General features: G+C 62.0%; 18 protein-coding genes. 8 read left to right on the top strand and 10 right to left on the bottom strand.

What is annotated here, in order from left to right; genetic code table 11:
- Positions 1 to 6 precede the first annotated feature (6 nt).
- Genes pcnB through AC1DVV_RS01745 form a run of 4 tightly spaced genes read right to left on the bottom strand, consistent with a single transcriptional unit; the run spans position 7 to position 4140 of the window.
- Positions 7 to 1641, bottom strand: coding sequence for a polynucleotide adenylyltransferase PcnB (pcnB, locus tag AC1DVV_RS01760; RefSeq protein ID WP_477688785.1), 1635 nt, complete (start codon positions 1639 to 1641; stop codon positions 7 to 9).
- 6 nt (positions 1642 to 1647) lie between these two features.
- Positions 1648 to 2325: an HAD family hydrolase gene (locus tag AC1DVV_RS01755; RefSeq protein ID WP_477666280.1), complete on the bottom strand. Its 678-nt coding sequence runs from the start codon at positions 2323 to 2325 to the stop codon at positions 1648 to 1650.
- Between the two features lie 17 nt (positions 2326 to 2342).
- Positions 2343 to 3029, bottom strand: a complete 687-nt coding sequence (gene hda / locus AC1DVV_RS01750) for a DnaA regulatory inactivator Hda (RefSeq protein WP_457279795.1) — start codon at positions 3027 to 3029, stop codon at positions 2343 to 2345.
- Between the two features lie 34 nt (positions 3030 to 3063).
- Complete coding sequence (locus tag AC1DVV_RS01745; RefSeq protein WP_477666279.1) at positions 3064 to 4140, bottom strand: AI-2E family transporter; 1077 nt, start codon at positions 4138 to 4140, stop codon at positions 3064 to 3066.
- Between the two features lie 179 nt (positions 4141 to 4319).
- On the opposite strand from AC1DVV_RS01745, the gene purM reads away from it, so the two are divergent.
- Both purM and AC1DVV_RS01735 read left to right on the top strand, forming a co-directional pair.
- Positions 4320 to 5360 carry a phosphoribosylformylglycinamidine cyclo-ligase gene (gene purM, locus AC1DVV_RS01740; RefSeq protein ID WP_477666278.1) on the top strand — a complete coding sequence of 347 codons (1041 nt, stop codon included), beginning with the start codon at positions 4320 to 4322 and terminating at the stop codon, positions 5358 to 5360.
- A gap of 170 nt (positions 5361 to 5530) precedes the next feature.
- Complete coding sequence (locus AC1DVV_RS01735) at positions 5531 to 6508, top strand: division plane positioning ATPase MipZ (protein WP_457279298.1); 978 nt, start codon at positions 5531 to 5533, stop codon at positions 6506 to 6508.
- Positions 6509 to 6534: 26 nt separating this feature from the next.
- Here the strand turns inward: AC1DVV_RS01735 and metE are convergent, their stop codons facing one another.
- Positions 6535 to 8883 (bottom strand): 5-methyltetrahydropteroyltriglutamate--homocysteine S-methyltransferase, encoded by a 2349-nt coding sequence (gene metE, locus AC1DVV_RS01730; RefSeq protein ID WP_477702515.1) that lies wholly within the window; start codon positions 8881 to 8883, stop codon positions 6535 to 6537.
- A gap of 145 nt (positions 8884 to 9028) precedes the next feature.
- On the opposite strand from metE, the gene AC1DVV_RS01725 reads away from it, so the two are divergent.
- On the top strand, positions 9029 to 9952 hold the full coding sequence (locus tag AC1DVV_RS01725; RefSeq protein ID WP_457279300.1) for a LysR family transcriptional regulator: 924 nt from the start codon (positions 9029 to 9031) through the stop codon (positions 9950 to 9952).
- A 94-nt stretch (positions 9953 to 10046) separates the two neighbouring features.
- Here the strand turns inward: AC1DVV_RS01725 and AC1DVV_RS01720 are convergent, their stop codons facing one another.
- Together AC1DVV_RS01720 and murJ are read right to left on the bottom strand one after the other, a co-directional pair.
- Positions 10047 to 10898 (bottom strand): SirB1 family protein, encoded by an 852-nt coding sequence (locus AC1DVV_RS01720; RefSeq protein WP_457279301.1) that lies wholly within the window; start codon positions 10896 to 10898, stop codon positions 10047 to 10049.
- A gap of 74 nt (positions 10899 to 10972) precedes the next feature.
- Positions 10973 to 12538 carry a murein biosynthesis integral membrane protein MurJ gene (gene murJ / locus AC1DVV_RS01715; RefSeq protein WP_457279302.1) on the bottom strand — a complete coding sequence of 522 codons (1566 nt, stop codon included), beginning with the start codon at positions 12536 to 12538 and terminating at the stop codon, positions 10973 to 10975.
- A gap of 331 nt (positions 12539 to 12869) precedes the next feature.
- Between murJ and rpsT the strand changes: the two genes are divergently transcribed.
- The gene (gene rpsT / locus AC1DVV_RS01710) at positions 12870 to 13181 is read left to right on the top strand and encodes a 30S ribosomal protein S20 (protein WP_007864125.1); all 312 of its coding nucleotides are present in this window, start codon (positions 12870 to 12872) and stop codon (positions 13179 to 13181) included.
- A gap of 127 nt (positions 13182 to 13308) precedes the next feature.
- Here rpsT and AC1DVV_RS01705 read toward each other — a convergent pair whose 3' ends face one another.
- Positions 13309 to 13629, bottom strand: coding sequence for a DUF3579 domain-containing protein (locus AC1DVV_RS01705; RefSeq protein WP_411885285.1), 321 nt, complete (start codon positions 13627 to 13629; stop codon positions 13309 to 13311).
- A gap of 271 nt (positions 13630 to 13900) precedes the next feature.
- Between AC1DVV_RS01705 and AC1DVV_RS01700 the strand changes: the two genes are divergently transcribed.
- On the top strand, positions 13901 to 15118 hold the full coding sequence (locus tag AC1DVV_RS01700; RefSeq protein WP_477702514.1) for an acetylornithine/succinylornithine family transaminase: 1218 nt from the start codon (positions 13901 to 13903) through the stop codon (positions 15116 to 15118).
- 98 nt (positions 15119 to 15216) lie between these two features.
- Positions 15217 to 16128: an ornithine carbamoyltransferase gene (gene argF, locus AC1DVV_RS01695; protein WP_477702522.1), complete on the top strand. Its 912-nt coding sequence runs from the start codon at positions 15217 to 15219 to the stop codon at positions 16126 to 16128.
- A 211-nt stretch (positions 16129 to 16339) separates the two neighbouring features.
- On the opposite strand, the gene glk is transcribed toward argF, so the two are convergent.
- Entirely contained in the window at positions 16340 to 17401 is a 1062-nt protein-coding gene (gene glk, locus AC1DVV_RS01690; RefSeq protein WP_477702513.1) for a glucokinase, read from the bottom strand.
- On the bottom strand, positions 17398 to 18399 hold the full coding sequence (locus AC1DVV_RS01685) for a Bug family tripartite tricarboxylate transporter substrate binding protein (RefSeq protein ID WP_477702512.1): 1002 nt from the start codon (positions 18397 to 18399) through the stop codon (positions 17398 to 17400). The genes glk and AC1DVV_RS01685 overlap by 4 nt, the downstream gene beginning before the upstream one ends.
- A 191-nt stretch (positions 18400 to 18590) precedes the next feature.
- On the opposite strand from AC1DVV_RS01685, the gene AC1DVV_RS01680 reads away from it, so the two are divergent.
- Both AC1DVV_RS01680 and AC1DVV_RS01675 read left to right on the top strand, forming a co-directional pair.
- A complete protein-coding gene (locus AC1DVV_RS01680; RefSeq protein WP_477702511.1) occupies positions 18591 to 19943 on the top strand; it encodes a class-II fumarase/aspartase family protein in 1353 nt (450 codons plus the stop codon).
- Between the two features lie 25 nt (positions 19944 to 19968).
- Positions 19969 to 21027 carry an oxidoreductase gene (locus AC1DVV_RS01675; protein ID WP_477702510.1) on the top strand — a complete coding sequence of 353 codons (1059 nt, stop codon included), beginning with the start codon at positions 19969 to 19971 and terminating at the stop codon, positions 21025 to 21027.
- Positions 21028 to 21029 lie beyond the last annotated feature (2 nt).

Raw genomic sequence — 21029 nt, 5'->3', positions numbered from 1 at the left:
CGGCCCTCAGGCGTTGGGAGTGCTGTCCGATGAAGGCGAAGCAGCAGCCTCGCCGCCTGCGCCTTCAGCCCCACCTGCGCCGCCACGATTGGCCGGCTTGCGGCGGCGGCGGCGTTTTTTGGCGGGTGCGACGTCGCCCTGTTCGCCGGATGCATCAGCCGCATCGGGCACGGTGCGTTCGGCATGGCTTGTCTGGCCCAAACCAGGCTCGCCATCAGGCCGCTTGACGCGAACCCGAGGCGCCTGCGGCTTGTTCTGCTGCGCCTGGCGCGCCTCTTCAATCATGGCGTGGCGTTCGTCGTCGTAGGCGGTGCTGAACTTCTCCCACCACTCGGCCAGCTCCATCTCGATCTCACCGGTCTGCGCGCGCAGACGCAGGAAATCGAAGCCGGCGCGAAAGCGGGGCTGGTCCAGCAGCGAATACGGCGCGCTGCCGGTGCGCTTTTCAAAGCGGGGCTGCATGGTCCAGATCTCGCGCATGTCGGTGCCCAGCTTGCCGCGGCCCGACACGTCGCCAATCTTGGCGTTGAAGGCATCGTCAATCGCATCCTGCAGCGCGGGCATGAGGTGCTCGCCGCGCTTTTTGCGCCGCTCCCAGCCCTCGCGCACATCAAACCACAGCACGCATGACAGCAAAAAGCTGGGCGCCACCGGTTTGCCTTCGCCGACGCGGCGGTCGGTGTCTTGCAGGGCGAGCTTCAGAAAAGGTTCGTCAGCGTTTTCCACCACCACGTCGAGTAACGGATAAATGCCGGTGCCCAGCCCGAGGAATTTGAGCTGCGCGATGCTGGCCAGTGAATGGCCGGTCTGCAGCAGCTTGAGCATTTCGTCAAAAAGGCGTGACTGCGGCACATCAGCCAGCAGGCCCTTCATCTCGCGCAGAGGGGCCACCGTCTTGTCTTCAAACTTGAAACCCAGCGCGCTGAGCTTGGCGGCAAAGCGCACGGCGCGGATGATGCGCACCGGGTCTTCGCGGTAGCGCACGGCCGGGTTGCCGATCATGCGGATGATCTTTTTCTTGGCGTCCCTGATGCCGTTGTGATAGTCGACCACCACCTGCGTCTCGGGGTCGTAGTACATCGCGTTGATGGTGAAGTCGCGGCGGGCAGCGTCCTGCTCGATCGGGCCCCAGACGTTGTCGCGCAGCACCCGGCCCGACGCATCGACCGCATGCTTCATGCCGGCGAGTTCGCTTTTGCTGGTGCGCTCGTTGCCGCCGACCTGCTCGGCCAGGCTGCTGTCAAGGTGCGCGCGGAAGGTCGAGACCTCGATCACTTCATGCTCACGCCCGCGGCCATAAATGACGTGAACGATGCGAAAGCGCCGCCCGATGATGAAGGCGCGGCGAAACAGCGACTTGACCTGCTCGGGCGTAGCGTCGGTGGCAACGTCGAAGTCCTTGGGGCGCAGGCCGACCAGCAGGTCACGCACAGCACCGCCGACGATATAGGCCTCGTAACCGGCGTCTTTCAGGGTGCGCACCACGTCCATGGCGCGGTCGTCCACCAGCGAGACATCGATGCCGTGTTCCTTGACGGTGACATCCTGGCGCTGGCCGAAAGGTGATTTTTTGACCCGCTTGGCGCCGGGATCCGTGCTGTCAGATTTGCCAAACAGCTTGTCGATAAATTTTTTGATCATGGATAACTAGATAAACAGGTCAAGTATGCGCCATCCGCGCTCTGTCGCCAGCGCCCGCAGGCGCTCGTCCGGGTTGGTCGCGACGGGGTGGGTGGCCTTCTCCAGCAGGGCAATATCGTTCATGGAGTCGGTGTAGAACGTGGTTTCCACGTCGCTCCAGCCGAGTTGGCGGGCTGCCAGCCATTGTTCCACGCGGGTGACCTTGCCTTCGCGCGCCGAGGGCGTGCCGCTGATCTCGCCGGTCACCCAGCCGTCGGCGTCGCGCTCCAGCTCGACCGCGATCAGCTCTTTCACCCCGAAAGCGTCGGCGATGGGCCGCGTGACGAACTCGTTGGTGGCAGTGACGATGACCAGTTCATCGCCCGCGGCCCTGTGGCCATCGACCAGCGCCAGCGCCTGTTTTGTGATGGCTTTTTGCACCACGTCCCGCATGAAACTTGCGTGACCCGCTCCTGAATTGATAGCACCCTGCTTGCGGATGGCTTCAGTGGCAAAGCGCACGTATTCGTGGATGTCGAGCGTGCCGGCGCGGTAGTGCTCAAAAAATTCATTGTTGCGGCGCTTGAACTCGGTGCTGTCGCACCAGCCCAGCGCAATGGTGAATTCGCCCCATTCGTAATCGGAATCGATAGGGATCAGCGTGTGATCCAGGTCAAATAAAGCAATCTTGCGGGAAGCAGTCATTTCGCAGTCACAGTCACTTATTCGCTCTCCAGCATCGATTTGATCAAGGGAATCGTGATGGCCCGTTTGGTTTGCAGGGCGTATGCATCCAGTTGGTCAAGCAGCTGCATCAGGCTGCCCAGGTCGCGCGAAAAGCGGGTCAGCATGAAATCCATGGCCTCGTCGCTCAAAAACACGCCCCGCGCATCGGCCTCGCGCCGCAGCACGGCGCGCCGCTCGGGTTCGGTCAAGGCCTGCAGGGCAAACACATGGCCCCAGCCCAGCCGGGTGCGCAGGTCTTCGCGCAGCGCCAGGTCGGCCGGCGGCATCTGGCCGGCGGCCAGCACCCAGCGCGGACGTCCGTCGGGCGCGCTGAGCGCGTTGACAAACCAGTTGAAGGCCGCCTGCTGCTGCACGGCGGTGTAGAGATGGCAGTCGTCCAGGATGACGGCCGCCCAGGATTCGTTGAACTCGGGCGGCTCGAGCATGGAGGCGTCCATCCAGCCGCTGGCAGCACCCTGCTCGCGCAGCGCTTCGCGCACGGCTTTCAGCAAATGCGTTTTGCCGCTGGCGGCCTCACCCCAGAGGTAGGTTGGCACCGGCGATCGCAGCGTGTTGCCGGCCCACAGCTCCAGGTGCCGGAGCGCGGCTTCGTTCGGCCCGCCAAAAAAATTGGCGAACGACGGGGCTGAAGCCAGCCCGATGTCCAGCGCAATCTGTTTCATGCCCGCCATGCGTTCATCCTGACCCTGTTCAGCCTTAGCCGGCCTTGTTGTAAAGCCGGCTGGCCATATAGCTGGCTTTAATGCGGCGTATGCCCACCAGCAGCACCGCACTGGCCGGCAGCGCCACCAGCACACCGACAAAGCCGAACATCTGGCCGAAAGCCAGCAAGGCAAAGATCACCGCCAGCGGGTGCAGGCCAATGCGCTCGCCCACCAGGCGCGGCGTGAGGTACAGGCTTTCCACCAGTTGCCCGATGCCGTAGACCACGGCGACCATGACGAGCGCCTTGAGCGAAGCGAACTCCAGCAGGCCGGCCAGCACCGCCAGCATCAGGCCCAGGCCAAAGCCCAGGTAAGGGATGAACATCGCTAGGCCGGTAAAAACACCGATGGGCAGGGCCAGGTCCAGGCCGAACAGCGCCAACCCCACGGCATAGAACACCGCCATGATCAGCATGACCAGCAACTGGCCGCGCAGGTACTGGCCCAGCACCGAGTCGGCTTCGTCAGTGAAGCTGTCAAAACCCGCGCGCAGGTGCGGCGGCACCAGTTCGAGCACGCGAGCGACAAACTTGTCCCAGTCCATCAGCAGGTAAAACAGCGCCACGGGAATCAGCACCGCATTGCCGATGATGGCCAGCGCCACGCTGCCGCCCAGCTTGAGTGACGACATCAGCGAGCCGAACAGGTCTTCAAAATTGGCATTGAGGTACTTGAGTACAAAGGCCTTGATGCTGCCCACGTCCAGCGCGACATGGATGCCGAACTGCGCCAGCCACGGCGCCAGGCTGGTGTTGAGCCTGTCGGCCAGCAGCGGCACTTGCTCGCGCAGCACGGGCAGCTCCTTGGCCATGATGGGCACAATCAGCAAAAAGAGGCCGAGCAGCGCCACGATGAAGAGGAACTCCACCAGCACCACCGCCACCACGCGCGGCAGGCGGCCCTTGCCCATGTCGTCCAGCCGGTTCACGAGCGGCGTCAATGCATAGGCCAGGACGGCTGCAATGACAAAGGGCGCCAGCACCGGCCCCAGCAGCCACAGCGCCAGGATGACCAGCGCGGCGATGGCGCACCAGGTGGCGGCGCGTTTTTGGGTGGTGGTGAATTGCATACAGCCTTGGGTTGAGCTTGCCGGAAGGAACCCTGGAAAAAGTCCCTGGAAAGGCCCGAAAGGCGCCTGATGGGCAGCCTTTAGAATCTCAGGCTGAATTCTATCGGGCTTGCAGGCCGCTTCCGGGCTGCAAATCCGCCTTCTGACCGCCTGCCCTCCCACTGCATCAAAGCCGACACATGACCACCTCCTCCACTTCCCCCCTGAGCTACAAAGACGCAGGCGTCGACATCGACGCAGGTGACGCGCTGGTCGAACGCATCAAGCCGCTGGCCAAAAAGACCATGCGGGAGGGCGTATTGGCAGGTATTGGCGGCTTTGGCGCCTTGTTTGAGGTGCCCAAGCGCTACAAGGAACCCGTCCTGGTCAGCGGCACGGACGGCGTGGGCACCAAGCTCAAGCTGGCCTTTGAATGGCAGATGCACGACACCGTGGGCATTGACCTTGTGGCCATGAGCGTCAACGACGTGCTGGTACAAGGCGCCGAGCCGCTGTTTTTCCTCGATTACTTCGCCTGCGGCAAGCTGGATGTGGACACGGCCGCGGCAGTGGTGGGCGGCATCGCCAGGGGCTGTGAGCTGAGCGGCTGCGCCCTGATTGGCGGCGAGACCGCCGAAATGCCCGGCATGTACCCCGCGGGCGAATACGACCTGGCCGGCTTCGCCGTGGGCGCGGTCGAAAAGTCCAAGATTTTGACCGGCAAGGACGTGAAGCCCGGCGACGTGGTGCTCGGCTTGGCCAGCAGCGGTGTGCATTCCAACGGTTTCAGCCTGGTGCGCAAGTGCATTGAACGCGCCGGCGCTGCGGCTCCGGCAAAGCTGGACGGGAAACCCTTCAAGCAGGCCCTGATGGAACCCACACGCCTGTACGTCAAGAACGTGCTGGCCGCGCTGGCTGCCCACCCGATCAAGGCGCTGGCCCACATCACTGGCGGCGGCTTGCTCGAAAACATTCCGCGCGTGCTGCCCGAAGGCACGGCCGCCCATCTCAAAAAGGGCAGCTGGCCACAAACCGAGCTGTTTGCCTGGCTGCAAAAAACCGCCGGTATCGACGACTTCGAGATGAACCGCACCTTCAACAACGGCATCGGCATGGTCGTGGTGGTGGACGCCGCCAATGCGCAAGCCACAGCCAAAACCCTGCGTGACGCCGGCGAGCAGGTGTATGAAATCGGTGTGATCGCGCCCAAGGGTGACGGCGCCGCCGTCACCGTCGGTTAAATCTGCCGCAACCGCCCTCTCGCGCCCCACGATCCGGGGCCGTCCGCTTCCCTCGGTCGGGCCGTTTTGCTACAAAAACACTAGCTGCGTGCGCCCATGGCGCTTGGGGTCACTGGACTTTTAGTTAGTTATGTATCAAACTGTTCCATCGATCCGTCTTTGGAGCAGTCATGCCGGTTATCGCAGTCGTCAACCGCAAGGGAGGCAGTGGCAAGAGCACGCTGGCCGCGCACATCGCCGCCTGGTGCGCGCGCAATGGCAGCTCGGTCATGCTGGGCGATGTAGACCGCCAGCAGTCGGCGCGAAGCTGGCTCAAGCGCCGGGACCCCGCGCTGCCCGCCATCGCGCCCTGGGCCGTCGACCAGAAAAACATGCTGCGTGTGCCCACCGGCATCACGCACGTGGTGCTTGACACGCCGGGCGGCATGCACGGCTTTGAGCTGGCGCGCGTGGTGATGTTTGCCGATGTCATCGTCATGCCGGTGTGCAATTCGATGTTTGACCGTGAATCGGCCGCGCAGTGCCACGCCGAGCTGATGGCCATGCCGCGCGTGGCCAGCGGCCGCTGCCGGCTCGCCACGGTGGGCATGCGCATCGACGGGCGCACCAGTGCCGCAAAAACGCTGCAGGCGTGGTCTGAAAGCCTTGGCATGCCTTTTCTGGGCGCCCTGCGCGAAACCCAGCTGTATGTACGCAGCCTGGAACGCGGCATGACGATATTTGACCTGCCGGCCAGCGCCGCAACGCAAGACCTGCAGCAGTGGCAACCGATCCTGGAGTGGCTGCGCCCCACGTTGTATCCGCCGCAAGCCGCCAACGACGCGCCCGAAAGGGGGCACGCGACGGTGCCGGCCAAAGCCCCGGTCCGGATGATCGCGCCCCTGCCTTCGACCGCCGCAACGCTGGGTGCCCGGCTGCTCAACCCACCGCCCGCAGCCAAAGCCGCGTCCGCGCGCCTGGGCAGCTCGCTCCCCAACAGCCTCATGCCCGCGCAGGAATCCCTGGTGCATGGCGCGCGCATGTCCGCACAAAGTACCGCACGCGCGGTCGGCCGGCCTGTGCAGGTCAGCACGGCGCCGGCCATGTCGCGCAATGTGGACTCTCCTGACGGCATGCAGATTCCGCATTTCCTCAAGCGCGGCACCTGATTCGCCCTCCCTCCGGGCGCACCGCGTCAGGAAGCCGCCAGTTCCTTGCGCACTTCTTGCGCGGCCCGCACCATGTTGCCGAGCGCCGCTTCGGTTTCCGGCCAGCCCCGCGTTTTCAGCCCGCAGTCGGGATTGATCCAGAGGTTTTCCGCCGGGATCACGCTGGCGGCCTTTCGCAGCAAGCGCACCATGGCGTCCACGCTGGGAACGCGCGGTGAATGGATGTCATATACGCCCGGCCCGATTTCATTGGGATACCTGAAGGCGCCAAAGCCGCGCAGCAGTTCCATGTCGGAACGGCTGGTCTCGATGGTGATCACGTCGGCGTCCATTGCTGCGATTTCCGGCAGGATGTCGTTGAATTCGGCGTAGCACATGTGGGTGTGGATTTGCGTCTCGTCGCGCACACCCGAGGCACTGATGCGAAAAGCCCGCGTGGCGGTGCGCAGGTACGCGGCCCAGCTCGCACGGCGCAGCGGCAATCCTTCGCGAATGGCCGGCTCGTCGATCTGGACGATGCCGATGCCGGCCCTCTCAAGGTCCACCACCTCGTCGCGTATGGCCCAGGCGATCTGCTCGCAGGTCAGGCTGCGCGGCTGGTCGTCGCGCACAAAGGACCATTGCAGGATGGTGACGGGGCCGGTCAGCATGCCTTTCATCGGCAGCTTTGTCAGGCTCTGCGCATGGGCCGTCCATTCGACCGTCATGGGCGCAGGCCTGGCCACGTCGCCGAAGATCACCGGCGGCTTGACGCAGCGCGAGCCGTAGGACTGCACCCAGCCGTTGGCCGTGAAGGCAAAACCGTCAAGCTGCTCGCCGAAGTACTCGACCATGTCGTTGCGCTCGGCTTCCCCATGCACCAGGACGTCAAGGCCCAGCGCCTCCTGCTTGCGTACCGCCAGCGCAATCTCGGCTTCCATCTTTTCACGGTAGCCCGCCGCGCCGAGTTCGCCGCGTTTGAACGCTGCGCGCGCAGCGCGGATCTCCGGCGTCTGCGGGAACGAGCCGATGGTGGTGGTGGGCAGCGGCGGCAGCGCAAGGCGGGCGCGCTGCAGGACCTGGCGCACCGGAAAAGGTGAGCTGCGGCAATCGTCGCCTGCAACGCTGCGTGCAAGACGCAATGCCACGTCGGCCCGGTGCACACGGGGGCTGCGCCGGCGCGCCGCAACAGCCGCGCGGGCTGAAGCGAGCTCCCTGGCAACCAGAGACTCTTCTCCCGTGAACGCCGCGCGCAACATGCGCAGCTCGCCCAGTTTTTCCACAGCAAAGGCGAGCCAGGCGCGCAGCTCCGCATCCAGCGCGTTCTCGGCGGCAAGGCTGAAAGGCACGTGCAGCAGCGAGCAGGATGGCGCGATCCAGAGTTCGCCCTGGTGCCTGGCAGTCATCGCGCGCAGCTTTGCCAACGCCGCGTCCGGGTCTGTGCGCCAGATGTTGCGGCCGTCCACAATGCCCACCGACAGCACCTTGTGCGCAGGCAGCCAGTCGGCCACCCCCACCAGTTCCTCGGGCGCACGCACCGCATCGACATGCAAGCCCGCCACCGGCAGCTGGCAAGCCAGCCTCAGGTTGTCGGCCAGCGGCGAAAAGTAGGTGGCCAGCAGCAGCTGGGGTGCGTTGCGGGCAAGCTGCGAATAGCTGCGCTCAAAGGCGTAGCGCCACTGCTCGGGCAAATCCAGGCCCAGGATGGGATCGTCCATCTGCACCCACTCCACACCTTGCGCCTTCAGCCGCCCGAGAATCTGCGCATACACCGGCAATAGTTTGTCGAGCAGGCTGAAGCGGTCAAAGCCGGGCTCATCTCCGCCTGTCTTTTCCTTGCCAAGCCACAGAAAGCTCAGTGGCCCGAGCAGCACCGCCTTGACCCGGTGGCCGGCGCCCTGGGCCTGCGCCACTTCATCGAAGAGGCGCTCCGAAGCAAGGCTGAATTGCGTCCCTGCATTGAATTCGGGCACCAGGTAGTGGTAATTGGTGTCAAACCATTTGGTCATTTCCAGCGCGAAGCTGCCGCCGCCCGCCTTGCCATCCGCGCACGCACAGTCGGCACTGTGTGTATGGTCGCTGTGCGCATTCACGCCGCGCGCCATGGAGAAGTAGCGGCTGAGGGCAGACTCCCGGCCGGTGAAGCCAAAGCGCGCCGGTTCGCAACCCAGCATCTGGATGTGATTGGCCACGTGGTCGTAAAAAGCGAAGTCGCCTACCGTGACAAAGTCCAGCCCGGCTTCTTTCTGCACGGCCCAGTGCTGCTCGCGCAGGCCGGCTCCGGTGGCTTCCAGTGCAGCCAGGTCAATCTCGCCGCGCCAGTGTTTTTCGAGCGCGAATTTCAGTTCCCGGTTCGCGCCCATGCGCGGAAAACCCAGGGTATGTGTGTGGACCATCCAGTTATCTCCCAATGCAAATCAATCACAGAAGAACGCATGGTCGGCCAGATTCAACTATTATTCAAACGAAAGATATTGCCTTTCAATATGAAAATAATTGATTCACCGATTAATCTACTGATCGATCTGCAGGGAATAACTGATGAGCCCGTCCATCCTTGAACTGCGCCACCTGCGCACACTGACCGCCCTGCGCGACAGCGGCAGCCTGGTGCGCGCGGCGCAATTGCTCAACCTCACGCAGTCGGCACTCTCGCATCAGGTCAAGCTGCTCGAAGAGCGCTACGCCACGCCGCTGTTCGAGCGCAAGTCCGTACCCCCGCAGTTCAGCACCACGGGCCTCAGGCTGCTGGCGCTGGCCGACGCGGTGCTGTCGCAAGTCGAGGAAGCCGAGCGGGATGTGGCGCGACTGGCCACAGGGCGTTCAGGCCAGTTGCGCATCGCTGTGGAATGCCACACCTGTTTTGACTGGCTGATGCCGGCCATGGATTCGTTTCGCTCACGCTGGCCCGAGGTGGAACTGGACATTGTTTCGGGCTTTCACCCCGACCCGATTGCACTCGTGCTGCAGGACCGCGCCGACATCGCCATCGTCTCGGAAGAAGACGCCAGCGAAGCCGTGGATTTCCACCCGCTGTTCCGCTTTGAAATCATGGCGCTGCTGGCGAATGAGCATGCGCTGACGGCGAAAACGCATCTCACGGCCAGGGACTTCGCCAACGAAACCCTGATCACCTACCCGGTACCCGACGAAATGCTCGACGTGGTGCGCCAGGTGCTGGAGCCGGCCGGCGTCAGGCCTGCGCGCCGTACCACCGAGCTGACGATTGCCATGCTGCAACTGGTGGCCAGTGGCCGCGGCATCGCCGCCCTGCCCAAATGGGCCGTGCAAAGTTATCTGGACCGGGGTTACGTGACCGCAAGGCCGGTGGGCAAAAAGGGCCTGACGGGACGCCTCTATGTTGCGTGCACGCAAGCCATGTCAGGCCGGCCCTGGCTGGAAGACTTTGTGGCGATCACACGGGAAAGCTGCTTTCTCACGCTCAGCGAGATCGAACTTCTTTGAGAGAAAGTGGCCGTAGCGCGCTTCTGACAAGCGCAAGCAGCTATCAAATCAATAGCAAATAGCCGCAGAAAAACCAGGGAGATGGCAGAGCGACTCAGTGACGGCTCTGGCGCAGCTGGGTCAGCCGTTCGGCCATGGTGTCGATGTCAAGCGCGTCTTCGGCGTTGGCAAGATAGATTTCCAGGTCGGCAATGGCACGCTCGGGCTCGCCATGCGCGGCCCAGGCCAGGCCGCGGTCGCGGTATTCGGTCCATGCTTCGGGCTGCAGAACGATCAGGCGGTCCTGCACGGGAATCAGGCGCTGCCAGTCTTCCTGTGTCTTGTGGATTTCCTTGAGATTGCGCAGCATGCGGCTGATGATTTCGCGCGGCGGCGCCGACTGCAGGTACAGGCCCATCGGCACCTCAAATTCTTCGTCGGCACTGCTGCGTTGCCGGAAAGGCTCCAGCCGCTCGGACAACTCTTCCCGGCTGAGCGACTGGCCGCTGAACGGATCAATCACAACCTGGCCTTTGGGCAGGTTGACCTTCACCATGAAATGCCCGGGAAAGGCCACGCCGCGCGCGTTCAGGCCCAGGCCCAGGGCCAGCTCAAGCCATAGCACTGCCAGCGTGATGGGAATGCCGCGGCGTGTGCGCAGCACGGCATTCAGGTAGCTGTTGTCGGGATCGTAGTAATCATTGACGTTGCCGCCAAAGTTCAGGTCGTGGAAGAAGAACTGGTTCAGTGCCCGCAGGCGCTGCAGCGCGGGAGCGTCGGCAGGCAGGCGGCGCTTGAGGCGGGCCAGCAACTGGTCTACGTCGCCCAGCACCTGCTGCACGTCAAGGTCGGGGTATTCGTCCTGCGCCAGGCTGACGGCGGCTTCCAGCAGAGGGAAATGCTCGTCGCTTTCCACAAGGCTGGAGAAATACTGCAATGGAGACGGTACGGTCAGATTTAATTGCATACCCTACTGTCTCATAAACCGGCGCAAAAAGGGAATCAAGGAATGCCCTTGAAGAGTCTGAAAAAGGCGACAGCTCAGTGTTTCAGGAGTTTTCGCACCTTCAGGCCCGATGCCCATAGCGCTATGAAATAAATAGCGCCTGACGCAATCAGGACAAGCGCCAGCAGCCCTATTCTCTCCAGGTACTGGCCTTTCAGACCGACCCAGTTCACGGCCCCGGCCGCCCACAGCAGGAAAACCGCCAGCAACGCACTGGCACCCACCACCTGTGCCGAAAACATGCCCCAACCGGGCGCCGGCGTGTAGCTGCCGCGCCGCTTGAGCCCCCACAGCAGCCAGAGCGCATTGATGAGCGCGCCAATACCGATGGCCAGCGCCAGCCCGGCATGTTGCAAAAACGGCACCAGCGCCAGATTGAGCAGCTGTGTCACCACCAGGACGACCACCGCAATGCGCACCGGCGTCTTGATGTCCTGGCTGGCATAAAAACCGGGCGCCAGCACCTTGATGGCCACCAGTCCCAACAGGCCCGCGCCGTAGCCCATCAAGGCCGTGGTGGTCTGCTGCACGTCGCGGTCGGTAAAAGCACCATAGTGATAAAGCGTGGCCACCAGGGGCTGGGCAAACGTCATCAGGGCCACGGCACAGGGAACGGCCAGCAGCACCACAATGCGCAGGCCCCAGTCAAGCATGGCCGAATAGCGCGCCGCATCGCCGGCGGCTTTGGCAGCCGACAGCTGCGGCATCAGCACGACACCGATGGCCACACCCAGCATGGCGGTCGGGAACTCCATCAGGCGGTCGGCATAAGTGAGCCAGCTGACGCTGCCGGGCGTGAGGTGCGAAGCGATCTGCGTATTGATAAGAAGCGAAATTTGCGCCACGCTGACACCCAGCAGGGCCGGCACCATGAGCCGGGTGATGTTTTGGGTGGCCGGATCGGCCCAGGCCGCCTTGATCGCAGAAGGGTTCCAGCCAATGCGCGGCAGCAGCCCCAGCCGGAACAGCGCCGGCACCTGCACCGCCAGTTGAAGGATGCCACCCACCATCACGCCGCCGCCCAGGGCGTAAACCGGCTCGATCCCGTGTGCCTTGAACCAGGGAGCGCCCAACCAGGCCGCCAGAATCATGGAAAGGTTGAGCAATACCGGCGTGGCAGCCGGCACGGCAAACCGGCGCCAGGTGTTGAGCACGCCCGAGGACAGCGCTACCAGCGACATGAAGCCGATGTAAGGAAACATCCAGCGCGTCATGAACACGGCGGCCTCGAAGCCGCGCGCCTCCTGCTTCAGGCCGCTGGCCATGGCCCAGACCAGCACCGGGGCTGCCGCCACGCCGGCCACGCAAGTCAAAAGCAGCGCCCAGGCCAGTAAAGTGGCGACCCGGTCTATCAGCAGTTTGGTCTCGGCTTCGCCGTTTTGGGCCTTAGTGGCCGCCAGCACCGGCACAAAAGCCTGGCTGAAAGCCCCTTCGGCAAACAGCCGCCGGAACAGGTTGGGAATGCGAAATGCCACATTGAAGGCATCCGTCATGGCGCTGGCGCCAAAAGTCGAGGCAATCAGCAGTTCCCGCACCAAACCGGTGATTCGGGAGACCAGGGTCAGAAGGGAGACGGTAGAGGCGGATTTGAATAGGGACACCCGTGGAGTTTAGCCTCGGCCTTGCACCGCCCAACCAATGTCAAGCTGGCTTGATACGGTGCCGAAAAATCGGCTCAAAGCGCTGAATCCAGGCATCAAATCGGCCTCAAGCCCTTATAAAACAAGCGAAAGTCGCTACCAATTTGATAGCAAATGACTGTCAAACCCCTCTTCACCAGCATGAGCCGTGGAACCGGCTTTGCCGGGCCACAGGCGGGCGGCCCCCTCGGGGGGGCAAGGAGTTACACGCAGTGAACGACTGTGGGGGCTATAATCGTGGGCTTTGCTGCAACATCCACAGACTCCTCCCCAGGATTAAAGGAATTTATATATGGCTACCGCCAAACCCAAGAAAAAGAACCCCCGCCTCGCGTCGGGCCGTAAACGCGTCCGCCAGGACGTCAAACTCAACGCTGCGAACACCTCGCTGCGCTCCAAATACCGCACCGCTGTGAAAAACGTCGAAAAAGCCGTTGCAGCCGGTGACAAAGACAAAGCCAAGGACCTGTTCGCCAAGGCCCAAAGCATTGTGGACACGGTTGCCGACAAGGGCATCTTCCACAAGAACAAGGCAGCGCGCGACAAGAGCCGCCTGTCCGCCAAGGTGAAAGCCCTGGCACTGGCCCCCGCAAAGGCCGCCTGAGCAATCAGGCAAATCGCCCGGACGGCATCTTTCTAACGAAAATACCGTCCGCCGTTTTGTAGGGTGCGCTGCAGCAAAGCAAAAAAGCCGTCGAAAGACGGCTTTTTTGTTGGGCGCTTCGAAAACCTCAGTCTTTGCGCGGGGGATCCGGAATTAAACAGGCTTCGGCCACCTGTAAATCGTTGTCTTTGGCGAAGTTGATGGCGAAGTCCCAGGCCATGGGCTCGGCCTCGCGCAGCTCTGAGTTAACGACCACACACTTGACGCCATTGATGACGGTGGGCACGCACCAGGGGGAGTAGGTCAGGTGGCTGCCGGGCTGCGGGCCGCCCGGGCGGAAATGACTCATCACGCCGCACAACCTGTCGGCCCAGTCGCTGGGCCGGAAGGTTTTGCCGTCGCGGGTAATACCCTGAATGAAGACTTCTTTGGCGGTGTTGGAGACCATCGGATGGAGGGTTTTTGCGGCGCCTGACGTGGGAAGGGGATCGTATTCACCCCATGCTGCACCGCACAACAATTCTATCTTATTTGCGACTCTTATATAAGACTTGATGCCTGATTTTCAACATCAGGAGGCGCCAGGCGCCTGCATTGCAGTGATGCAGGATCGTCACAAAAGCCCGCAAACTCTGCGCCTAAAATCAGCCCAGGCCCGCTTCACTTGTCGCGGGCCTCCGATTTTCCACACTGTCACAGCCCTTGTTCCGGAGTTCTCCATGACCGCAGCCCTGCCCAAGCACATCGAAGCCGCCTCCCCTCACGTGATGAACACCTATGGCCGCCTGCCCATCGCGCTGGACCACGGCCAGGGCTGCCGCGTCTGGGACGTCAACGGCAAGGCTTACCTCGACGCGCTGGGCGGCATCGCCGTCAACACCCTGGGCCACAACCACCCCAAGCTGGTGCCGGCCCTGCAAGAGCAGATTGCCAAGATCATTCACAGCTCCAATTACTACCATGTGCCGCTGCAGGAAACCCTGGCCGCCAAACTGGTCGAACTGTCGGGCCTGGAAAACGTGTTTTTCTGCTCTACCGGCCTGGAAGCCAACGAAGCCGCGCTCAAGCTGGCGCGCAAGTTCGGCCACGACAAAGGCATTGAGCGCCCGGAAATCGTCGTCTATGAAAAAGCCTTCCACGGCCGCAGCATCGCCACCCTGAGCGCTACCGGTAACCCCAAGGTGCAGGCCGGCTTCGGCCCGCTGGTGGAAGGATTTATCCGCGTGCCGCTCAACAACATCGATGCGTTGAAAGCGGCGACGGCCGACAACCCGAATGTGGTCGCCGTGTTTTTTGAAGCCATCCAGGGCGAAGGCGGCATCAACAGCATGAAGGACGACTACCTGCGCGACGTGCGGGCGCTGTGCGACGAGCGCGACTGGCTGCTGATGATCGACGAAGTGCAGTGCGGCATGGGCCGCACCGGAAAATGGTTTGCCCACCAATGGTCGGGCATCAAGCCCGACGTGATGCCGCTGGCCAAGGGCCTGGGTTCCGGTGTGCCGATTGGCGCGGTGGTGGCCGGCCCTAAAGCCGCCCACATCTTTGGCCCCGGCAACCACGGCACCACGTTCGGCGGCAACCCGCTCGCCATGCGCGCCGGTGTGGAAACCCTGCGTATCATGGAAGAAGAAGGCCTGCTCGCCAATGCGGTAAAGGTGGGCGAACACCTGCGCGCGGCGCTGGCTCGCGAACTCGCCGGTGAAAAGGGCCTGAAAGAAATCCGCGGCCGCGGCCTGATGCTGGGCATTGAGCTCACGGTGCCCTGCGGCGAACTTCTCGCCCGCGCCGCAGAAAACGGCTTGCTGCTGAGCGTGACCGCCGACACCGTGATCCGCATGGTGCCTTCACTGATCATGACCACGGCCGAGGCCGACGAAGCGGTGGCCATCCTGGTTCCGCTGATCAAGCAGCTTTTGAAAGAAAAATCAGCATGACCGCAACGAAAGAATTTTCCGCCGGGCCGCCCCAAGGAAAATTAGCCCCCTCGGGGGGCAGCGCAGCACACGCAGTGGCAAGCGTGGGGGCTCCTTTAGTGCGGCATTACCTGCAGTTCAGTGACCTGAACGCGGCCGAATACGCCTACTTGTTTGAGCGTGCCGCCATCATCAAGAAGAAATTCAAGACCTACGAAAAACACCAGCCACTGGTCGACCGCACGCTGGCGATGATTTTCGAAAAAGCCTCGACGCGTACGCGCGTGAGCTTTGAAGCCGGCATGTACCAACTGGGCGGCAGCGTGGTGCACCTGACCACCGGCGACAGCCAGCTGGGCCGCGCCGAGCCGATTGAAGACAGCGCCAAGGTCATCAGCCGCATGGTCGACCTGGTGATGATCCGCACCTTCGAGCAGACCAAGATCGACCGCTTCGCCGAGCACTCGCGCGTGCCGGTCATCAACGGCCTGACCAACGAATTTCACCCTTGCCAGATCCTGGCCGACATCTTCACCTACATCGAGCACCGCGGCTCCATCAAGGGCAAGACAGTGGCCTGGGTGGGCGACGGCAACAACATGGCCAACACCTGGCTGCAGGCCAGCGAAATTCTCGGCTTCAAGGTTCACCTCAGCACGCCCGGCGGCTATGAAGTCGACCAGTCCATCGCCGGCATCCGCTCGGCCGAAAGCTACAAGGTCTTTAAGGACCCGATGCAGGCCTGCGCCGGCGCCGACCTGGTCACCACCGACGTATGGACCAGCATGGGCTATGAGGCCGAAAACGAAGCACGCAGGAAAGCTTTTGCGGACTGGTGCGTGGATGCCGAAATGATGCGCGCCGCCAAACCCGACGCCCTCTTCATGCACTGCCTGCCTGCCCACCGCGGCGAAGAAGTCGAAGCCGACGTGATCGACGGCCCGCAGTCCGTGGTCTGGGATGAGGCTGAAAACAGGATGCACGCACAAAAGGCACTCATGGAGTTCCTTTTGCTCGGGCAGCTCGCGTAACACGCGAGTGCAGGCGCAAAGCGCCGGTAGCCTGTTTCGGTGCAGGCTCATGTGCGCAAAGCGCACGTGAAGCAACCGCAGGCTGCGTGCCGAAGCCAAAACAGGATGCACGCACAAAAGGCACTCATGGAGTTCCTTTTGCTCGGGCAGCTCGCGTAAACGCTGAGGGATCAACGATAGAGCGTGGGCTCCATCGGCACTGCGAGCCGTGTCACCCTTCTCGCGGAACACCAGGCGCTGAAGCGGACGGGCTATCCAACGCAATTGCGGCACCGCGAAGCGCAGGTGATTGCCCGGACTGAATGACATACACCGGCACGTCTGTCAGGAACCCTGCAAAGCGGCCCTTTGCCTTGAAGCGTTGCCCAAACGCCGTACGCTCGAAAACTTTTCCCATGCGCGGAACGATGCCGCCGCCGATAAATATCCCGCCGCGAGCCCCGAGCGTCAGTGCCAGATTACCCGCCACCGTTCCGAGGAATGCGCAAAAAAGATCGAGCGCCTCACGGGACCAGGGATCACGCCCATCCAGAGCCGCTGACGCTACGCCCGCCGCATCAAGTCTGACATCAGGTGCGTAGCCGTCGGCTTCTTTGACGGCATGGTAAATATCCACCAGGCCCTGGCCGCACACGGCTCTCTCGGCCGAAACGTGACCGTAGCGGCGGCTTAACCAATGAAGTACCGCTTGCTCACGCGGAGTGCAAGCCGCCAAAGTGGCATGTCCGCCTTCCCCCTCGATCGGGGTCCAGCCGCCCCTGCCGTCGGGCAACAGCCCCGAAACGCCCAAACCGGTACCGGGCCCGACCAAACCCATCGCAGCGAAAGGGGCGGCCTTTGCCCCCTGAACCTGACGCAACTCCTCTGGCTTCAGCGTGGGCAGCGCCAGGGCCAGCGCCGTAAAGTCATTCAGCACCCGCAGCTTCGCGAATCCAAATTGCTCTTTCAGTGCCTTGATCGAGAAAGTCCAACGATGATTGGTCATTCGCACCTGATCCCCATGCACTGGATTGGCAATCGCGATTGCGCAGTCAGGAGGGGCGCTTCGCCCCATGACGCCCAGGTAATGCCGGACTGCATCCGCAAGGCTGGCGTATCCTGCACAAGGCAATATCACCAGGTCATTGATGGATTCCCCGGCACTGGTCTGCCATGCGAAGCGTGCGTTGGTCCCACCTATGTCGGCCAAAAGCCGCCCATCGCCGCCAGGACTGACGGGCAATGCCGTCATCTTTTTTTCATCGCAACCGGGCCAGGATGAGCCGCTTGTCATTCCATGGTGATTTTTGCGGTCTTCACAATCTCGCGGTACAGCGCGGCCTGTGGACCGACGAACGCACGAAGCTCACGGCCGGTCATCGGAGCGACCGTGATGCCGGCTTCCGCCAGCTTTGTGCGCACGTCGGGCTGCGCGAGGGCGTCCAGCAATGCCTTTTCATAAGCGGCCACGATAGAGGGGGAGGTTCCCGCTTTCACAAACAGGCCTTGCCAGAGCGGCAGTGAAATTCCGTTGAAGCCCTCTTCCTCGCCAATGCGCCTGACATTCGGCAGCTGCGGAACGCGTGCACTATCCGACACCGACAGGGCCTTGATCTTGCCCTCCTTGAGAAAGGGCATTGCCGTCGACAAGACCAGCACCGCGCTGTCCACCTGGCCACCAACAAGATCATTCACGATCTGGGCACCGCCACGGTACGGGACATGCAACATTTCCACCTTCGCCTGCTTATTGATGAGTGACCCGTAGAGATGTTGCATCGTCGCAATTCCGGGCGTTGCGTAATTGAAGTTCTCTTTACCGCTTTTTCGCAGCGCGCCCGCCAGGTCGGAAAGCGTCGCGTGGGGCGAACCCGCGGGGACGGCGAATACCAGGGGCACCGTGGTCATTCTTCCAACCGGCAGAAGGTCCTTCTCCCAATCAAGCCTGGCTTTCGGATTGACCATGGGCACCAGCACGGTATCCGTACCTCCCATGTAGATGAGGTTACCGTCAGCTGGCGCATTGAGCACTTTTTGCGCGGCAATCATGCCGCTGGCGCCCGCAACGTTCTCGACGATGACCTGGCGCCCCAGGCGCTTTGACAGCTCGGTACCCACAACGCGGGCGACCAGATCGGCACTGCCGCCGGCAGAGTACCCGACTATCAGCGATACAGGCTTGTCCGATTGTGCGCGGCCAATGCCCGGTAATAACGCGCCGGCGCCCAGCAAGGCAAGCTGGTTCAACAGCCTGCGACGCCCGGCTCGCTGGCGAGCGAAAAGATCTTCCATGACGTGTCTCCATGTTTTATGTACCAGCTGAATGCATGGCGAGTATATTGTATTTATATTTATTGTAAATTGTATTAATTTCTAATTTATCCAATATAAAACATGATATTACTTAAATACAATATGTATCTATCACAAATTTTTAAGCGAGCATGGCCAATACAGGCATACCGCTTCAAGCAAAGCAACCCATGAATACAAGTATGTTTGAGTCATTTATCACCGGCCACTGGTTCAGCGGCGAAGCCAAGCGCATCTGGAGCGACAGGGCCACTTTGCAGGTATGGCTCGATGTCGAAGCAGCACTGGCTCGTGCCCAGGCCGAGCTTGGTGTCATTCCCGCCGAGGCCGCGCAAATCATCGGGAAGAAGGCCGATGCCCGGCTCTTCGATCTGGAACGCCTGTCCCGGGACATCGCGTTTGCTCAACATCCGCTCGTTCCCGTCCTCTCCCAGTTCGAAGAACTGTGTGGCGACCCGGCAGCGGGCTATATCCATTGGGGGGCGACGACCCAGAACATCTTCGATACCGCCAGTTCACTGCAGATGCGTGAGACACACCACTTGTTGACGGGCCATCTGGATGCAGCCATCGCCGCACTTGGCAAGCTGGCGCAGGAACACCGGGCAACGGCGATGGCGGGCCGCACACACGGCCAGCATGCGTTGCCAATGACGTTCGGCTTCAAGCTTGCCGGCTGGATCGACGAACTGGACAGGGACCGCGACCGCCTGATGCTGCGCCTGGCCTCATCGTTCGTCGCTTGTATGGGCGGTGCGATAGGCACTTTCGCGGCGATGGGCATCAAAGGCCGGGCCGTGGAAGCCCGCATGGCTGAGCAACTCGGGTTACCGCCAGCCGGGCTGCCAAGCCGTTCGTCTTACGACCGCGTGTGCGACTACATTTCAGCGCTGGGACTGCTTGCGGGGACGGCGCAGAAAATCGCGCAAGACATCGTATTCATGCAGCGCACAGAAATCGGGGAGGTTGCGGAGGCGTTTCATATGGGCAAGGTAGGCAGCTCGACCATGGCGCAGAAACGCAATCCTTCCACCGCGCTGCTGCTGGTCAGTCTTGCGCGCATGATGCGGATGCGGGTGCCTGCGGCCCTTGAAGCCATGGTGCGCATGGACGAAGGCGACTCGTCGGCAACCAACGTGACCGACACCTTGCTTCCAGAAATCGCCATCATCTCGGCGTCTATTGCCGAAACCCTTGCCACACTGGCAAAGGGTCTCACCGTGAACACTGAGGCGATGCGGCACAATCTTGAATTATCGAACGGCCTGATCGCTTCAGAAGCCGTCATGATGCGGCTGACCAGGCTGATGGGACGCCACGAAGCACACAAGGTACTCTACGAAGCAGCGCAACGGTCCCAATCCGAAGGCGTTCCGTTTATAACAAGCATCAGTGAGCACCCGATGTTTGCAAAGCATGGGCTTCCTGAGGGCCTGGCCCAGGCACTTGTTGCGAGCAACTATGTGGGCGAATCGGCGGCAATCACGATTGAGACGGTCGAGCGCGTGACGCAACCTCGATAAGCGGTCAACCTAAAAGGGACACCTTGTGCTTAAAACTCTCTCCGTTGGCATCGTCGGTTACGGTTACGCCACCAAAACGTTTCATGCGCCTTTGATAGCAGGAGTCCCGGGGCTCAGGCTTGCTGCGATTTCAAGCAGCGATCCTTCCAAAGTGTATGCCGACTGGCCCGATGTGCAGGTCGAGGCAACTGCAGAGCGGCTTTTTGCGCGTCCGGACATTGACCTTGTGGTGATACCAACACCCAACGACACACATTTTTCGCTCGCTTGCGCGGGGCTGGCCGCAGGCAAGCATGTGGTGGTCGACAAACCCTTTACGGTAACGTTGGACGAAGCGCGGCAATTGCAGGCAAAAGCGCAAACCACTGGGCGCCTGCTCTCCGTCTTCCACAATCGGCGCTGGGATGCAGACTTCCTTACGGTGCGCCAGGTCATTGCTTCCGGTGAACTGGGGAAAATCGTTCATTTTGAGTCGCACTTTGATCGTTACCGGCCGGAAGTTCTTGGCCGCTGGCGCGAACAAGCTGATACGGGCGGCGGACTGTGGTACGACCTTGGAGCACATTTACTGGATCAGGCGTTGCAGCTATTCGGGCTTCCCGAATCGATTGCGCTTGACCTCGCACAGCAACGCAATGGTGCAAAGACTCCCGACTGGTTTCACGCCGTGTTGCGCTATGGCCAAAGCCGGATCATTCTGCATGGCAGCGCTCTAACGCTTGCCCCGGGGCCGCGCTTCACAGTGCATGGAAGCCTGGGCAGTTTCGTCAAGATGGGGCTTGATCCACAAGAGGATGCGCTAAAAGCCGGAAAGCGACCGCCCGCGCGGGACTGGGGGGTTGATCACTTGCCTGCCGCGGTTTCAGTTTGGCTTGACGGCGTTTGCACAAGGCGCGAAATAAACTGCGTTGCGGGTGACTACCCTGCCTACTACAGCGCAGTACGCGATGCCATCCATGGCAAGGGAGTCAACCCCGTCACGGCCAATGAGGCGATGCAGGTCATCGGTTTGATTGAGCTAGGACTGCGGAGTGCGCGAGAGGGTCGCACACTGCCCGTTTCTGCCATCGAATTCCAGGCGTAACA

The sequence above is a fragment of the Polaromonas sp. P3_B4 genome (assembly GCF_056402835.1).
Note: the sequence above shows the minus strand (reverse complement) of the source record. Positions and strands in the feature narration are given on the sequence as shown.

Bases quoted from the DNA above. Each gene is read 5' to 3' on its own strand.
- AC1DVV_RS01725 (WP_457279300.1), top strand. From the start codon at position 9,029: ATGAGCCCGTCCATCCTTGAACTGCGCCACCTGCGCACACTGACCGCC.
- pcnB (WP_477688785.1), bottom strand. From the start codon at position 1,641: ATGATCAAAAAATTTATCGACAAGCTGTTTGGCAAATCTGACAGCACG.
- AC1DVV_RS01745 (WP_477666279.1), bottom strand. From the start codon at position 4,140: ATGCAATTCACCACCACCCAAAAACGCGCCGCCACCTGGTGCGCCATC.
- AC1DVV_RS01755 (WP_477666280.1), bottom strand. From the start codon at position 2,325: ATGACTGCTTCCCGCAAGATTGCTTTATTTGACCTGGATCACACGCTG.
- AC1DVV_RS01680 (WP_477702511.1), top strand. From the start codon at position 18,591: ATGAATACAAGTATGTTTGAGTCATTTATCACCGGCCACTGGTTCAGC.
- AC1DVV_RS01735 (WP_457279298.1), top strand. From the start codon at position 5,531: ATGCCGGTTATCGCAGTCGTCAACCGCAAGGGAGGCAGTGGCAAGAGC.
- purM (WP_477666278.1), top strand. From the start codon at position 4,320: ATGACCACCTCCTCCACTTCCCCCCTGAGCTACAAAGACGCAGGCGTC.
- AC1DVV_RS01700 (WP_477702514.1), top strand. From the start codon at position 13,901: ATGACCGCAGCCCTGCCCAAGCACATCGAAGCCGCCTCCCCTCACGTG.
- AC1DVV_RS01685 (WP_477702512.1), bottom strand. From the start codon at position 18,399: ATGGAAGATCTTTTCGCTCGCCAGCGAGCCGGGCGTCGCAGGCTGTTG.
- AC1DVV_RS01720 (WP_457279301.1), bottom strand. From the start codon at position 10,898: ATGCAATTAAATCTGACCGTACCGTCTCCATTGCAGTATTTCTCCAGC.
- AC1DVV_RS01705 (WP_411885285.1), bottom strand. From the start codon at position 13,629: ATGGTCTCCAACACCGCCAAAGAAGTCTTCATTCAGGGTATTACCCGC.
- metE (WP_477702515.1), bottom strand. From the start codon at position 8,883: ATGGTCCACACACATACCCTGGGTTTTCCGCGCATGGGCGCGAACCGG.
- glk (WP_477702513.1), bottom strand. From the start codon at position 17,401: ATGACAAGCGGCTCATCCTGGCCCGGTTGCGATGAAAAAAAGATGACG.
- rpsT (WP_007864125.1), top strand. From the start codon at position 12,870: ATGGCTACCGCCAAACCCAAGAAAAAGAACCCCCGCCTCGCGTCGGGC.
- hda (WP_457279795.1), bottom strand. From the start codon at position 3,029: ATGAAACAGATTGCGCTGGACATCGGGCTGGCTTCAGCCCCGTCGTTC.